Origin of the sequence: Glacieibacterium frigidum, assembly GCF_007097155.1 — a bacterium.
Lineage (GTDB): Bacteria > Pseudomonadota > Alphaproteobacteria > Sphingomonadales > Sphingomonadaceae > Glacieibacterium > Glacieibacterium frigidum.
Map to the genome: position 1 here is coordinate 334629 of NZ_VJWA01000002.1, position 14288 is coordinate 348916.

Genomic DNA, 14288 nt, shown 5'->3' on the forward strand with positions numbered 1-14288 from the left:
CGGGAACGACTGGCCCGGCCCGCCGTTCGTGACGCCGACGGTTCATCCTGCGGGAAAATGATAATGGCGGCGCGCGCGTATTGGTCCGGACAACTTCGTCTCGCTCTCGTTTCGATTCCCGTCGAGATTTATTCGGCGACACGGTCTGCGGCAACCATCGCGCTCAATCAAATCCACGAACCGTCGGGCAAGCGGATCAAGTATGAGAAGACCGTGCCCGGGATCGGCGCGGTCGACGCTGACGAGATCGTCAAGGGCTTCCAGGTCGAGAAGGGCCAGTATGTCCTGCTGACCGACGAGGAGATCGAGGGCGTCAAGCTGGAGAGCAAGCGCACGCTCGAGCTGGTGCAGTTCGTCGATGCGAGCGAGATCGACCCGATCTATTTCGAGAAGCCCTATTTCGTCGTGCCCAAGGACGAACTGGCCGAGGAGGCGTTCCGCGTCATCCGCGACGCGATGCGCGGCGCGAAGAAGATCGGGCTGGGCCAGCTGGCGATGCGCGGGCACGAGTATCTGGTCAGTCTAAAACCCTGCGGGCGCGGCATGATCCTCGAGACGCTGCGCTATGAGGACGAGGTCAACAAGGCGAGCGGCTTCTTCCGCGCGATCTCCGACGACGAGGCGCCCGAGGAGCTGATGGAGCTCGCCTCCGCGCTGATCGACAAGCGGACGAAGAAGTTCGACCCCAGCCTGTTCAAGGACCGTTACGACGACGCATTGCGTGCGCTGATCGACGCCAAGCGCGGCAAGAAGGGCGCAGTGGTCGAGACCGACAGCGGCGACAAGAAGCCGTCGAACGTCATCGACCTGATGGCGGCGCTCAAGGCCTCGATCGAGAAAGGCGGCGGCAGCGACGCCCCCGCCCCGCCCGACATCAAGCCGCGCGCCGCCAAGCCGCCGGCCCGGCGCGCCCCGGCGAAGGCGCCGGCGCGGAAGCGGGCGTAGGGCGTGGCGCTCGAAAGCTACAACGCCAAACGCGACTTCGCGAAGACGAAGGAGCCTGCGGGCAAGATCGGGCGCAAGACGGGCAACAGCTTCATGGTGCAGAAGCACGCGGCGTCGCGGCTGCACTGGGATTTTCGCCTCGAGCTCGACGGCGTGCTGCTTAGCTGGGCGGTGACCAAGCCGCCGAGCGGCGACCCGTCGGTCAAGCGCCTCGCGGTGCGGACCGAGGACCATCCGCTGAGCTACGCGACCTTCGAGGGGACGATCCCCAAGGGCGAATATGGCGGCGGCACGGTGATGCTGTGGGACCGCGGCAAGTGGGAAAACGAGGCCGACCCGCGCGAAGGCGTCAAGAAGGGCAAGCTGCACTTCAAGCTGACCGGCGAGCGCATGAAGGGCGAATGGGTCCTGATCCGCCTGAAACCCGAGGGCAAGGCGGAGAACTGGCTGCTGGGGAAGATCGCCGACGAGTTCGCGACCGGGGCGGACCTGGATTTCGATACCGGGGTCGCGAGTGGGCTGACGATGGAGGAGATTGCCTCTGGGATCGTGCCCACCCCTAACCCCTCCCGTACCGGGAGGGGAACCCGCCTGAAGGTGAACACTCCCCCCAAACAGATTCCCCTCCCGGTACGGGAGGGGTTAGGGGTGGGCAGTGCCCCGCGCGCGAAGACCAAGGGCAAGGGCACCCCCCCCGCCTTCGTCGAACCCCAGCTCGCAACCCTCGTCGACACGCCCCCCACCGGCAACGCGTGGCTGCACGAGACCAAGTATGACGGCTACCGCGCCGTCCTCGCCGTCGGCGGCGGCAAGTGCGTCGCCTACACCCGCTCGGGCCTCGACTGGACCGACCGCTTCCGCGCGGTCGCCGATGCCGCGGCCGCCCTGCCCTGCGACACCGCGCTGCTCGACGCCGAGATCGTCGCGCTCGACGAGCAGGGCAAGCCGAGCTTCAGCGCGTTGCAGGCGGCACTCAAGGACGGCGGGCCGATCATCGCTTTCGCGTTCGACGTGCTGCACCTCGACGGCGACGACCTGACGAAACAGCCGCTGACCGAGCGCAAGGCGGCGCTCAAGACCCTGCTCGCCGGCGCCCTCTCCCCGCTCCACTACGCCGAACATGTCCGCGGCGGCGGCGAGGCGATGTTCGCGGCGCTGTGCGCGGGCGGCTACGAGGGCGTCATCTCGAAAAAGGCCGATGCGACGTACAAATCGGGCCGCGCGGGATCGTGGCTCAAGGCCAAGTGCATCCAGCGGCAGGAATTCGTCATCGGCGGCTGGTCGAAGTCGGAAAAGGGTCGCGGCTTCGCGTCGCTGCTGCTCGGGGTGCAGGAGGAAGGCGGGCTGCGCTACGCCGGGCGCGTCGGCACAGGCTTCGACGACCGGACGCTCGAGGACCTGACCGAGCGCTTCTCGAAACTGGCCGCCGACGCGTCGCCCTTCGCGGCAAAGCTGCCTGCGCTGGCCAAGCGGGGCGCGCACTTCGTGCGCCCCGAACTCGTCGCCGAAGTCGCCTTCGCCGAGTTTACCGCCGACGGCCATGTCCGCCACGCCAGCTTCATCGGCCTGCGTGGCGACAAGCCAGCGAGCGAGGTGGTCGAGGAAAAGCCCGTCAAGGCGAAGGCCGCCGCCAAGCCCGCCAAGGCAAAGCCCGCGCCCGCCCCCACCCCCACCGGCGTCGTTATCTCCTCCCCCGACCGCATCGTCTTCCCCGAGCTTGGCCTGACCAAGGGCGCGCTTGCCGCCTATTACGAGACCGTCGCCGACGTCATGCTGCCCGACCTCGGCGGCCGCGCGATCAGCCTCGTGCGCTGCCCGCAGGGACGCGCCAAGCAGTGCTTCTTCCAGAAGCACGACAGCGGCATGTTCGCCGACAGCGTCCATTCGGTCGAGATCGCCGAGAGCGACGGCAAGACCGAGCCCTATCTCTACGTCGAGGACGCCAAGGGCCTGCTCGCGTGCGTCCAGATGGGGACGATCGAATTCCACGGCTGGGGCAGCCGCGTCGCCGACCTCGAGCGGCCCGACCGGCTGGTCATCGACCTCGACCCCGACGAGGCTGTCAACTTCGACGTCGTCAAGCTCGCGGCGGTACTGGTCCGCGACCGGCTGAAGGCGGCGGGGCTCGACAGCGCGCCGATGCTGACCGGCGGCAAGGGCGTCCACGTCGTCGCGCCGCTGACCCCCAAGGCCGATTGGCCGGCGGTCAAGGCGTGGGCGCGGGCGTTTGCCGAAAGCCTAGAGGCCGACGAGCCCGACGCCTTCGTCGCGAACATGAGCAAGGCGAAGCGCAAGGGCCGCATCTTCGTCGACTGGCTGCGCAACCAGCGCGGCGCGACCGCCGTGCTGCCGTTTTCGGTGCGGGCCCGCGAGGGCGCAGGCGTCGCGGTGCCGGTGACGTGGGACGAGCTGAAGTCGGTGACGGCGGGGAACGCCTTCAGTGCCGCCGATCCGGCCGCGGTGCTCGCGCACGCGCGGATTGCGCGGCCGAAGGTCAAGGCGAAGGTGCTGCCAAGCTCACCCTGAGCTCGTCACCCCGCCCACCCCCGCCACACCGCCGCGCCGACATCGACGCGCGCCGGGATGCTGGCGTCGCGGAACAGCGCGTCGGCGATCTCCTGCTCGCGGGTGATGATCGCAGCCGTGAGCGGTACCAGCGTCAGGTCCTGCCGCGCCGCCACCCGCGTCGCGACGTTGGGGTGGAGCTTGGCCGCGCGGGTGATCAGCGCCGCCAACGCCGGGCGGTTCGCCGCGGCCCAGCGCGCAGTGCCCGCCAGCGCGTCGAGCGCGGCGGTCAGATCGCGCGGATAGTCGCGCGCGAAATCGCGATTGGCGAGGATGAACGAATTGCTCGCCGCCAGCGGTCGCCCGGGTACGAGGACGCGCGCCCCTTCCGCCTCGGCCGCGGCGAAATACGGGTCCCACACCGCCCAGGCGTCGAGGCTGCCGCCCGCAAAGGCCCCCGCCGCGGCATCGGGCGCGAGGTTGACCGCCTCGATATCGCCGACCGTCAGCCCGGCGTCCGCGAGCACGCCAGCCACCAGCCCCTGCGCCGACGACCCGCGCAGCCACGCAACGCGCCTGCCGCGCAGGTCGGCCGCCGTGCGCAGGGCCGAGCCGCGCGGCACCAGGATCGCCGCCGCCGCGCCGCTGACCGGTTGCGCCGCGACATAGACGATGTTCGCCCCCGACGCCTGCGCGACGATCGGCGGCGTGTCGCCGGTGCCGCCGAGGTCGAGCCCGCCGACACTCATCGCCTCGAGCAGCGGAGGCCCGCTGGGAAACTCGCGCCAGTCGGCGGCGGGCGTCGCACGCTCGCGCGCGATCAGCAGCAGGCCGTTCTTCTGATAGCCGATGCGCAGCCGCGCGGGTCCGCCGCACGCCGCGAGCGCGAGCGGTGATCCGACGACGAGGCGGCGCGTCATCATGGTCCGCGTTTTCGGCGCGTTCGCCGTGCACCGCAACCCCGGCCCCGAACACGGCAAAGGGGGGACATATCGCACCGCCCCCGCTATCGTCGCCCGCGTGTCGATCTACCTCCCCATCGCCGAGATGTCGGTCAACGTCCTCGTCATCATCGGTCTGGGTGCGCTGGTCGGTTTCCTGTCGGGCATGTTCGGGGTCGGCGGCGGCTTCCTGACCACCCCGCTGCTGATCTTCTACGGCATACCGCCCGCCATCGCGGTCGCATCGTCGGCGACGCAGATCACCGGCGCGAGCGTGTCGGGCGCGCTGGCGTACTGGCGGCGTGGCGGCGTCGACCTGAAGATGGGCGCGGTGCTGACCGCCGGCGGCGTGGTCGGTGCGGGGCTGGGGTCGGTGGTGTTCGCTTTCCTCCAGTCGCTCGGCCAGATCGATATCGCGATCGGGCTGATCTACGTGCTGTTCCTCGGCACGATCGGCGGGCTTATGCTGAAGGAGGCGATCGGCGCGGTGCGGCGGGTGCGCGCCGGGGTCAAGCTGCCCGGCCGCCTCCACCCGCACCACCCCTGGATCGCGGCGCTGCCGTGGAAGACGCGCTTCTACAAATCGGGCCTGTACATCTCGCCGCTGGCGCCGCTGCTGCTCGGCGTCGCGGTCGGCATCCTGACGGTCATCATGGGCATCGGCGGCGGCTTCATCATGGTGCCCGCGATGCTCTACCTGCTCGGCATGTCGGCGGGCGTCGTGGTCGGTACCAGCCTGTTCAACATCGTCTTCGTCACCGCCGCGGCGACGATGCTCCATTCGGTCGAGTCGCAGACGGTCGACATCGTGCTGGCGCTGCTGCTGCTGTCGGGGGGCGTCGTCGGCGCGCAGCTTGGAGTACGCGCGGCGCAGAAGCTGCAGCCCGAGAAGCTGCGCCTGTTCCTCGCGCTGCTCGTCGTCGGCGTCGCCATCCGCCTGGCGATCGGCCTGACCTGGACGCCGGCCGAGCTGTTCTCGGTGCAGGAGTGAGGGTCGCCGCCATCCTGGCGCTGTGGCTGGCGCTGAGCGGTGCGGCACCCATCCGCTTGATCACCGACATCAGCCAGCGGCGCATCGACATCGTCTACACCTTCCGCGGCGCCGAACTCCTCGTCTTCGGCGCGATCCAGTATCCGCGCGGCGCGGTGCCCGACGAGCCGCCGGGGCTGGCGATCGTCGTGCGCGGGCCGCCGGTGCCGATCACGGTTCGCAAGAAGGCGCGCGTCGCCGGCATCTGGGTCAACACCAAGAGCGTGCGGTTCGAGACCGCGCCGGGCTTCTACGCGGTGTCGACCTCCGCCCCGATCGCCAGGCTGGTCGATGAGCGCACCGCCGCGATCTACGAAATCGGCGTCGGCTCGCTGCAGCTGTCGCCCGCCAGCGGCAACAGCCCGGAGGAGACCACCGAGTTCGAGCGCGGCCTGATCGACCTGCGCCGCCGCGCCGGGCTGTTCGCCGAGCACGAGGGCGCGGTCGGCGTGACGCAGAACATCCTGTACCGCGCTCGCATTGCGATCCCCTCCGCGGTGCCGGTCGGCGACTACATGGCCGAGATCTTCCTGATCCGCCGCGGCAAGGTGATCGCGCGCAGCGAAACCCCGATCAGCATCGACAAGTCGGGCTTCGAACGCTTCGTCTTCGTCGCGGCGCAGCGGTTTTCGCTGCTGTACGGCCTGTTCGCGGTGGCGGTCGCGCTCCTCGCGGGCTGGATTGCGGGGCTGGTGGTGCGGCGGACCTAGGCGACTTTTCACTCTGCCCCCGAAATGATACCTGTCTGATCGGGCACCGGGTGGGATGGCGACGTGGGCGGCTTAACCCTTTGGCACTGGCTGATCGCGATCCTGGTGCTGGTGTTCATCAGCGCCTCGCTCGGCGACGCATTGAACAAGCGGCGAAATCGCGAGAAGCTGTATCCCGCCAGCGATCCGACACGGATCGTGCTTGCGAGCCTGGTGATCAACGGCTTCCTGTTTCGCCGTCTGATCCTCACCCGGAAGGGCAATCCGTTTCAGGCGCTGGCCCCCGAGCCCGGGCTTGACATGCCGCTGATCCTGGCGGCGTGCCGCGATATCGAGACGCGGGCACGCTGGCTGGCCTGGGCCGTCGTCGCGGCGACGCTGGTCACGGCAATCGTCGCCGAGCCGGCCGGACTGGTCCTGCTCGTCATCGGCCTGCTGACGCTGCGCGGCATCGCGCGCTTCCACGACGCCACCCAGTTTCGCCGCAACCGCTACGATGCGGAGGCACAGCGCCAGCGGTATCTGCCAAAGGGTGTGGCGACGACCGAGGAGGCGGTTCCGGTCTCCTGCTCGGGGGTTGCCGATCCGTTTCTCGGTCTCGGCATCAATCTGGGGTCGTGGAACCTGTCGTTCGACACGACCAGGGGCGCGCGCGGCCGGGATGTACCCCCGGAGCGGCTGGAGGCGCTGGAAGTCGAACTGGCGATGACCCGCGCGGTCGGTCGCCTCCAACTGGCCGGCGCAACCTTGGGCGAGCGGCTGTTCGTCAGCGGCGTCGATGCCCGCGGGGTCGCCGGCTTGCAGGGCAGCTCCTATGCCCGGCCGGCGAGCAGTGTCAGCGTCGAGGTCGCGGCGGCGTATCGCAACGTCAGCAGCGCCCGGGGGCGGCTGTACCGCACGATCACGATCGTCGACTGGGGTGGCGAGGTCGTGCTGACCTACGCGTTCCGCTGCGTGCCCCGCGGCGCCGCGCTGGCGGTCGAGGTCGTCAAGCTCGCGCTCCCGCCGATCGCCAATTCCTATCGCGGCATCGACGAGATGCGGTATCTCGGCGTCTGGGGCGCGATCAAGTGGTTCTCGGTCAGCCTCACCCTCATCCCGCTCGACGTCATCGGCGCGTTCGCATCGGCGGCGGCCCAGCTGCCCGGCGGCGCGCTGAGACTGACGGGCAGCGACGAACGGCGCGAACGCCGCGAGGTCATCGCCAGCCCGGCCTACAACTACGGCGCCACCTGGTCGCTGCGGCAGCATATTTCGGCGAACACTTACCCGAACTGGTTTCAGAAGATCGACGCCGCCCAGCATTTCAGGATCATCGAGGAGCAGATCTTCGCGGCGCTGGTCGACCTGCTCGAGAGCCACGGCATCGATTCCACGGCGATATCCGCCCAGGCAAATGTGCTGCAAACAACCAATATCAGCGTCACCGCCGCGCGTGACGTCACGCTGCAGGGCGTCGCGATCGGTGCCGGTGCGCAGGCGGGCGCAGGCCCGGCACTGGGCCGGCCGGCGTTGCGCAAGGCCGCCTGACTGGAGGAACCATGTCGACGAGTAACATCACCATCTCGGCCGGCCGCGATGCCGTCCTCAGCGCGGTCGCGATCGGCGACGGCGCGCGCGCGATGGTCGCGATCGGCACGCCGGCCCAGTTCGCCGAGGCGTTCACCGCGCTGCGCGGCGGCATCGAGGAGCTGGCGGTGAAGGGTCAGCTCAGCCCGGTGCAGCGTACCGAACTGCTGACGGCGGTCGCGGAAACCGAAACCAGCGTCGCGGCACCGGCGGCGATCGACGCCGACCGCGCGACCAAGTCCCTCACCACGCTGGCTGCCAAGTTCCGGGCATTCTGTTCCGACCAGCAGACGTCCGGCGTGTTCGCGTGCCTGCAGTCGCTGGCCGCCCTGATCGGGCTGCCGGTGGCGCTGGTAACCTAGATCTCAACCTGAGACCCCAGCTCGACCACGCGGTTGGTCGGCAGCTTGAAGAATTCCATCGCGGTTTCGGCGTTCCTGAGCATCCAGGCGAACAGCTTCTCGCGCCAGATCGCCATGCCGGGGCGGTCGCTGGCGAGCAGGGTCTGGCGCGCGAGGAAGAAGCTGGTGTCCATCATCTTCAGCTTCGGGCCGCAGTTCTCGACGGTCTTGAGGACGCCCGGCACGTCGAGCTCCTGCATGAAGCCGTAGCGGATGACGAGGCGGTAGAAGTCCGACCCCAGGTCGCGCACCTCCAGCCGGTCCTCGTCGTCGACGTAGGGCACCTCGTCGATGACTACCGTCAGGATCATGATGCGCTCGTGCAGCACCTTGTTGTGCTTGAGGTTGTGGAGCAGCGCGTGGGGCACGCCGACCGCGCTGCTGGTCATGAACACCGCGGTGCCGGGGACGCGCGTCGCGGCGGTCGCGGCCGACTTGATGAACACCTCGATCGGCATCGCGCTCTCGCGCAGGCGCAGCATCATCAGGTGGCGGCCCTTCGCCCAGGTCGTCAGGAAGGTGAAGGCGACCGCGCCGACGAGCAGCGGAAACCAGCCGCCGTCGGGGATCTTGGTCAGGTTCGACGCGAGATAGGCGAGGTCGATGATCAGCAGCCCGCCGATCAGCGGCACCGCGATCCAGCGGTTCCACTTCCACACGCTGAACACCAGCACCGCCATCATCACCGTGGTGATCGTCATCGTGCCGGTCACCGCGATCCCGTACGCGCTGGCGAGGCTGCTCGACGTCCCGAAGGTCACGACGAGCAGGATAACCATGATCAGCAGCGCCCAGTTGACCGTCGGAATGTAGATCTGGCCCGCGGCACTCGCCGAGGTGTGGACGATCTTGAGACGCGGCAGAAAGCCGAGCTGCACCGCCTGCTGGCACACCGAGAAGGCGCCCGAGATGACCGCCTGGCTGGCGATGACGGTCGCGCAGGTCGCGAGGAACACCAGCGGCAGCCGCGCCCATTCAGGCGCCATCAGGTAGAAGGGATTGACCGCGTTCTGCGGCGCGTCGAGCAGCATCGCGGTCTGGCCGAGATAGTTGAGCAGCAGCGCGGGCAGCACGAACCACAGCCAGCTGACGGCGATCGGCTTGCGCCCGAAATGCCCCATGTCGGCGTACAGCGCCTCGGCCCCCGTCACCGCGAGCACCACCGAGCCGAGCGCGAAGAAGCCGAGCAGCGGGTCGTAGAGGAAGAACTCGACGGCGTAATAGGGGTTGAGCGCCAGCAGGATCTCCGGCGACCGGACCAGCTGGTTGATGCCCATCACCGCGATGACGAGGAAATAGAGCAGCATGATCGGCGCGAACACCGCCCCGACCTTGGCCGATCCGCGCGCCTGGATGACGAACAGCCCGACGAGGATGCCGATCGCCAGCGGCAGGACGTAATCGCTGAAGCCCTGGTCGACGACGGTCAGCCCCTCGACCGCCGACAGCACCGAGATCGCGGGCGTGATGATGCAGTCGCCAAAGAACAGCGCGGTCGCCAGCACGCCGAGCAGGATCAGCCCCTTCGACCAGCTGGCGCCCGGCGTCAGGCGGTTGATCAGCGCGAGCAATGCGAGACTGCCGCCCTCGCCCCGGTTGTCGGCGCGCAGGATGATCAGGATGTACTTGACGGTGACGACCATCATCATGGTCCAGAAGACGAGGCTCATGACGCCGAAGACGTGGAGGTCGTCGGCGGGCATCTTGTGGTGTCCGGTGAAGGTCTCCTTCAGCGCGTAGAGCGGCGACGTCCCGATGTCGCCGAAGACCACGCCGATCGCGCCCATCGCGAGCTTGGCCAGCCCCTGCGGCGGGTGGTGTCCCGTCGCGTAGCTGTTGGGCAGCCCCGCCTCGGCAGCGGTCGACGTCATGCCAGGCGGCTGCCGGCGCGGGTGCGCTCAGGCGGGCGACGGTGCGTCACGACTGCATTGCCTGTTCGCCCCAATCGGTCACGGCGGGCGCGTTAGCATCGTGCCGCGGGCTTAGCAACGAGGCGACAAGGCCTCGCCGCGCCGTTATAGCGACCCGCATAAAATATTGGAGCAATGCCATGCACGTCGGTGTCCCCCGGGAGATCAAGATTCACGAATATCGCGTCGGCCTGACCCCCTCGTCGGTCGCCGAGCTGACCGCCGCGGGGCACCGCGTCACGGTCGAGACGCAGGCCGGCATGGGCATCGATTTCACCGACGACGACTATGTCGCCGCGGGTGCCGAGATCGCCGCGACTGCCGCAGAGGTGTTCGCCACGGCCGACCTGATCGTCAAGGTGAAGGAGCCGCAGCTCCACGAGTGCGCGATGCTGCGCGCCGAGACGACCTTGTTCACCTACCTCCACCTCGCCGCCGACAAGCCGCAGGCGGAGGCGCTGATGCACAGCCACGCGACCTGCATCGCCTACGAGACGGTTACCGAGCGCGCCGGCGGCCTGCCGCTGCTGCGCCCGATGTCGGAGGTTGCGGGGCGCATGTCGGTGCAGGTCGGGGCGCACTACCTGGAGAAGGAACAGGGCGGCCGCGGCATCCTGCTCGGTGGCGTTCCCGGTGTCGCACCGGCGCGCGTCGCGATCCTGGGCGGGGGTGTCAGCGGCATCAACGCCGCGCAGATGGCGGTCGGCCTGCGTGCCGATGTGACGATCTACGACATCTCCACCAGCCGCCTCGCCGAGATCGACGAGATGTTCGAGGGCCGGGTCAAGACCGTCTATTCGTCGAAGGCCGCGATCACCGCGATGCTGGAGAGCGCGCATGTCGTCATCGGCGCGGTGCTGATCCCGGGGGCCGCAGCGCCGAAGCTGATCACCCGCGACATGCTCAAGCTGATGAAGCGCGGCTCGGTGCTCGTCGACATCGCGATCGACCAGGGCGGGTGCTTCGAAACCAGCCACCCGACGACGCACCAGGACCCGGTCTACGTCGTCGACGGGATCATCCATTATTGCGTCGCGAACATGCCCGGCGCGGTGGCACGCACCTCGGCCTTCGCCCTCAACAACGCGACGCTGCCCTTCGTGCTGCGCCTCGCCAATCTCGGGGCGGAAGCTGCGATGGCCGCCGACCCGCATCTCGCCGCCGGGCTCAACGTCGCGGGCGGCAAGATCCGCCATGCTGCGGTGGCCGAGGCGTTGGGGCTCGAATACGTGGCGTAGCGTCTTCTTCCTTCCCCCCTTCCCTCTTCAGGGAGGGGTCGGGGGTGGGTGCGAGCGTCTTCGCGAGCCCTTCCTTTCGAGACAAGAGCGCGGCAAGGACCGCGCACCCACCCCCGGCCCCTCCCTGAAGAGGGAGGGGGGGCGAGAATTATTGCGTGCGGTAGGTCTTCACCACCGACAGGTCGGCCTTGCTCAGCACGACGACCGGTGCGCCGCCCAGCATGTCGGCGGGCAGTTCGTAGGTGAAGACCCAGGTGTCGCCGTCCTCGGTGACCGTCGGGGTCTTGCGGGCGGGCGAGAAGTCGGGAAATTTCTCGGCGACGAGCTTGATGCCGGCCTGCAGCGCCTCGTCGCGCGTATCGTCAGAGGTGGTCGCCATGGTGATCTCCTTGGGCGCGGACTGGCTGCACGACGCAGCGGCACTCGCCAGAAGCACCGCCGCCGCCATGTGCAGTCCCTGCATCAGCGATTGTTAAAATAATACATGCCGTCGTGCGAGCGAATGATGCCGGGGATGCCTGTCGCATCGGCAAAGCGCTGGTCGGCACTGCTCGGCCCCGAGGTATAGCCCTCGGCGCTGGTGTTCGGGTGGGTGTGGAAGAACGCCACCGTGGTCTTGCCGTCGATCGCCGGCGGCGCACCCGGGGTGAGCGAGTCGTTGGTACCGTTCGACGGGAACTGGACCACCGAAAGCGCACCAGTGGCGTTGTCGCGGACCACCCAGAAACCGGTCTCCACCTTCGCACCCGGCGTGTTCGGGTTCGACGCATTCCACGACGCCTCGATCGCCGAGGCGACCACAGGATCGCGCGCGATCGACTCGAGGCCGGGCACCTGCGCGCTGTCGCTCGCGGCCGGGGGCAGCGTCGCGGCAGGAGGCGCGGTTGGGGTGGTCGCCGCAGAGCCGAACAGGCCGTTGAAAAACTTCATGATCGACTCGACCAGCTTCTCGACCGTGTCGGTGATGTCGCGCTGCAGATTGCCCTGCTGGACCGGCGACAGCTGGCTGCCGATGTCGCGGAGCAGGCTGGCATTCGCCGGTCCGCCGGCCAGCATCGGCCCCAGCACCGCCTGCGCCAGCATGCGCGTGTCGATCGTGCCGAAGGCCGTCGTCGCCTGGTCGATCACCGCCTCGGCGGGTGACCGTGTCGTGGGTTGGCTGGTCGTCGCCGACCGAATCCCGATATCGCCCTGCACCTGCATCGCATCTCTCCCAGCCCCCTGGGTTGTCGCTATTTAACGCAGGACGGCGCTTTCAGCCTCTAGTCGTTTCGACTATGCGCCCCGCAACGACACCCGGGAGAGCCGCAATGACGACGCCGTTTCACGTCGGTTTCCTGCTGTGGGACGGGCTGACGCAGCTCGACATGACCGGGCCCGCGCAGGTGCTGCACCGCATGCCCGGGGCGCAGCTGCATTATGTCTGGAAGACGCTCGACCCGGTGATGAGCGACTGCGGCCTGGCGCTGGTTCCGACGGTGACGCTGGCCGACTGCCCGCCGCTCGACATGATCTGCGTGCCCGGCGGCATACCGGTGACGACGGTGATGAGCGACCCGCAGGTGCTCGACTGGCTGCGCACGCAGGCGGCGGGGGCCGAGCTGGTGACCAGTGTCTGCACGGGATCGCTGATCCTCGCCGCGGCGGGGCTGCTGACCGGGTACCGCGCCGGCTGCCATTGGGCGTGGGGCGACCAGCTGGCGCAGTTCGGGGTGGAGTTCGTCGCCGAGCGTACCGTCATCGACCGTAACCGCATCACCGCGGGCGGCGTCACGTCGGGCATCGACTTCGCGTTTCGCGTGATCGAGCAGAAGTTCGGTCGCGATGTCGCCGAGTCGATCCAGCTGTCGCTCGAATATGATCCGCAGCCGCTGGGCGGCGGCACGCCCGCGACGGCACGGCCCGAGATTCTCGCCCGCGTCAGTGCCCTGATGGAGCAGCGCTTGGGTAACCGCCGCGCTGAAATCGCCGCGATCGCCGCGCCTTAAGATTGTTTTAACAGCCAAGTTGTGCCATTTTGTCGCAGTCCGAGGACGGAGGCGGCGATGCGTTGGCTCGTGGCGGGTTTGGCAGCGGCACTGACCTTGGCCGGTCCGGCGCGCGGCGCGGTTATCCATACCGAGACCGTCGGTGCCTTCGGCGGCGAGGCGAACGCGCTCAACGCACTGTACGAGCCCTATGTGCTGCAGGCGGGCACGACCTGGATCACGGTCGATCAAGGACAACTGACCAGCGGCAACTGGACGATCAACGGCCAGCTCGCGAAATTGTGGTGGGACGAGTTCGGGTCGACCGACGAGGAGGGCAATTACGTGCCGGTCCTCACGGGAAACGAATATAGCTATTCGCCGAGCTGCAATTCGACGCTGGCGAACCCGGTGTGCGGGACGACCCCGCTGCGCACGACGCTGAGCGGCAATGTGCTGCGCATCGACTTCGCGCCGCCGCCCGATTTCTACAACTGCACCCCGACCTTTGTCGTGGCCGGCGACTGCGCCGAATCCTACAGCTTCTTCTATGTCGATTTCGACCTGTTCGCGACCGGGGTCGGCGACGAGGCGAGTTTCACCTTCTACGACGCCAACCCGGTGCCCGAGCCCGCGACCTGGGCATTGCTGATCGCGGGCTTCGGGATCACCGGGACGGCAATGCGGCGACGGCGGACCGTCGCCGCCTGAGGCATCAGCCGCGGCGGCCGTTGGCCTTCAACCGGTCGATGTGGCGCGCGGCGGCATCCTGCTGATCGTGGATGATCGCCTTTTCGCGGCGGGTGTAGTTGCCGTCGCGCTCGAAGCGGCGCTTGTTGCGCTCGATGGCGTTCTGCTCGGCGCGCAGCGTGCGTGCCTCGGCGCGGGTCAGCTTGCCGCTGCGCTCGCCCGCATCGATCAGGCGGTCGTGGTTCAGCCCGCGCGCGTTGATGACGGCGCCGGCGGGGGCCGCGACGGCGAAGATCGACAGCGTGGCGGCGATGGCGGTGATGGTACGCTTCATGGCGCTTCTCCTTGTTAAGCCGCCGGCACAATGCGCGACTCCGCACAA

General features: G+C 68.5%; 14 protein-coding genes. 9 read left to right on the top strand and 5 right to left on the bottom strand.

From position 1 onward, the window contains the following. Window positions 1-63: 63 nt before the first annotated feature. Together ku and ligD are read left to right on the top strand one after the other, a co-directional pair. Window positions 64-945, top strand: a complete 882-nt coding sequence (gene ku, locus FMM06_RS11135) for a non-homologous end joining protein Ku (protein ID WP_144237468.1) — start codon at window positions 64-66, stop codon at window positions 943-945. 3 nt (window positions 946-948) lie between these two features. Further along, entirely contained in the window at window positions 949-3471 is a 2523-nt protein-coding gene (ligD, locus tag FMM06_RS11140) for a DNA ligase D (RefSeq protein WP_144237469.1), read from the top strand. 5 nt (window positions 3472-3476) lie between these two features. Here ligD and FMM06_RS11145 read toward each other — a convergent pair whose 3' ends face one another. Next, window positions 3477-4373, bottom strand: a complete 897-nt coding sequence (locus FMM06_RS11145) for an aliphatic sulfonate ABC transporter substrate-binding protein (RefSeq protein ID WP_144237470.1) — start codon at window positions 4371-4373, stop codon at window positions 3477-3479. A gap of 97 nt (window positions 4374-4470) precedes the next feature. Between FMM06_RS11145 and FMM06_RS11150 the strand changes: the two genes are divergently transcribed. The 4 genes from FMM06_RS11150 (at window position 4471) to FMM06_RS11165 (ending at window position 8062) form a co-directional block, all read left to right on the top strand. Beyond that, window positions 4471-5382 (top strand): sulfite exporter TauE/SafE family protein, encoded by a 912-nt coding sequence (locus FMM06_RS11150; RefSeq protein ID WP_144237471.1) that lies wholly within the window; start codon window positions 4471-4473, stop codon window positions 5380-5382. Next, complete coding sequence (locus tag FMM06_RS11155; RefSeq protein ID WP_144237472.1) at window positions 5379-6131, top strand: TIGR02186 family protein; 753 nt, start codon at window positions 5379-5381, stop codon at window positions 6129-6131. Before FMM06_RS11150 ends, FMM06_RS11155 begins: the two co-directional genes overlap by 4 nt. A 63-nt stretch (window positions 6132-6194) precedes the next feature. After that, complete coding sequence (locus tag FMM06_RS11160) at window positions 6195-7661, top strand: Sec-independent protein translocase family protein (RefSeq protein WP_144237473.1); 1467 nt, start codon at window positions 6195-6197, stop codon at window positions 7659-7661. 11 nt (window positions 7662-7672) lie between these two features. After that, complete coding sequence (locus tag FMM06_RS11165) at window positions 7673-8062, top strand: hypothetical protein (RefSeq protein ID WP_144237474.1); 390 nt, start codon at window positions 7673-7675, stop codon at window positions 8060-8062. Here FMM06_RS11165 and FMM06_RS11170 read toward each other — a convergent pair. Beyond that, window positions 8059-9972 carry a potassium transporter Kup gene (locus FMM06_RS11170; protein WP_144237475.1) on the bottom strand — a complete coding sequence of 638 codons (1914 nt, stop codon included), beginning with the start codon at window positions 9970-9972 and terminating at the stop codon, window positions 8059-8061. The genes FMM06_RS11165 and FMM06_RS11170 overlap by 4 nt on opposite strands. A gap of 179 nt (window positions 9973-10151) precedes the next feature. Between FMM06_RS11170 and ald the strand changes: the two genes are divergently transcribed. After that, on the top strand, window positions 10152-11249 hold the full coding sequence (gene ald, locus FMM06_RS11175; protein WP_144237476.1) for an alanine dehydrogenase: 1098 nt from the start codon (window positions 10152-10154) through the stop codon (window positions 11247-11249). Between the two features lie 148 nt (window positions 11250-11397). Here ald and FMM06_RS11180 read toward each other — a convergent pair whose 3' ends face one another. Both FMM06_RS11180 and FMM06_RS11185 read right to left on the bottom strand, forming a co-directional pair. Beyond that, on the bottom strand, window positions 11398-11712 hold the full coding sequence (locus tag FMM06_RS11180) for an NTF2 fold immunity protein (protein WP_144237477.1): 315 nt from the start codon (window positions 11710-11712) through the stop codon (window positions 11398-11400). Further along, a complete protein-coding gene (locus tag FMM06_RS11185; RefSeq protein WP_144237478.1) occupies window positions 11712-12452 on the bottom strand; it encodes a hypothetical protein in 741 nt (246 codons plus the stop codon). The genes FMM06_RS11180 and FMM06_RS11185 overlap by 1 nt, the downstream gene beginning before the upstream one ends. A gap of 107 nt (window positions 12453-12559) precedes the next feature. On the opposite strand from FMM06_RS11185, the gene FMM06_RS11190 reads away from it, so the two are divergent. Both FMM06_RS11190 and FMM06_RS11195 read left to right on the top strand, forming a co-directional pair. Next, a complete protein-coding gene (locus FMM06_RS11190; RefSeq protein WP_144237479.1) occupies window positions 12560-13237 on the top strand; it encodes a DJ-1/PfpI family protein in 678 nt (225 codons plus the stop codon). Window positions 13238-13294: 57 nt separating this feature from the next. Beyond that, the gene (locus FMM06_RS11195) at window positions 13295-13927 is read left to right on the top strand and encodes a PEPxxWA-CTERM sorting domain-containing protein (protein ID WP_144237480.1); all 633 of its coding nucleotides are present in this window, start codon (window positions 13295-13297) and stop codon (window positions 13925-13927) included. Window positions 13928-13931: 4 nt separating this feature from the next. Here the strand turns inward: FMM06_RS11195 and FMM06_RS11200 are convergent, their stop codons facing one another. Continuing rightward, window positions 13932-14240 carry a hypothetical protein gene (locus FMM06_RS11200; protein WP_144237481.1) on the bottom strand — a complete coding sequence of 103 codons (309 nt, stop codon included), beginning with the start codon at window positions 14238-14240 and terminating at the stop codon, window positions 13932-13934. Window positions 14241-14288 lie beyond the last annotated feature (48 nt).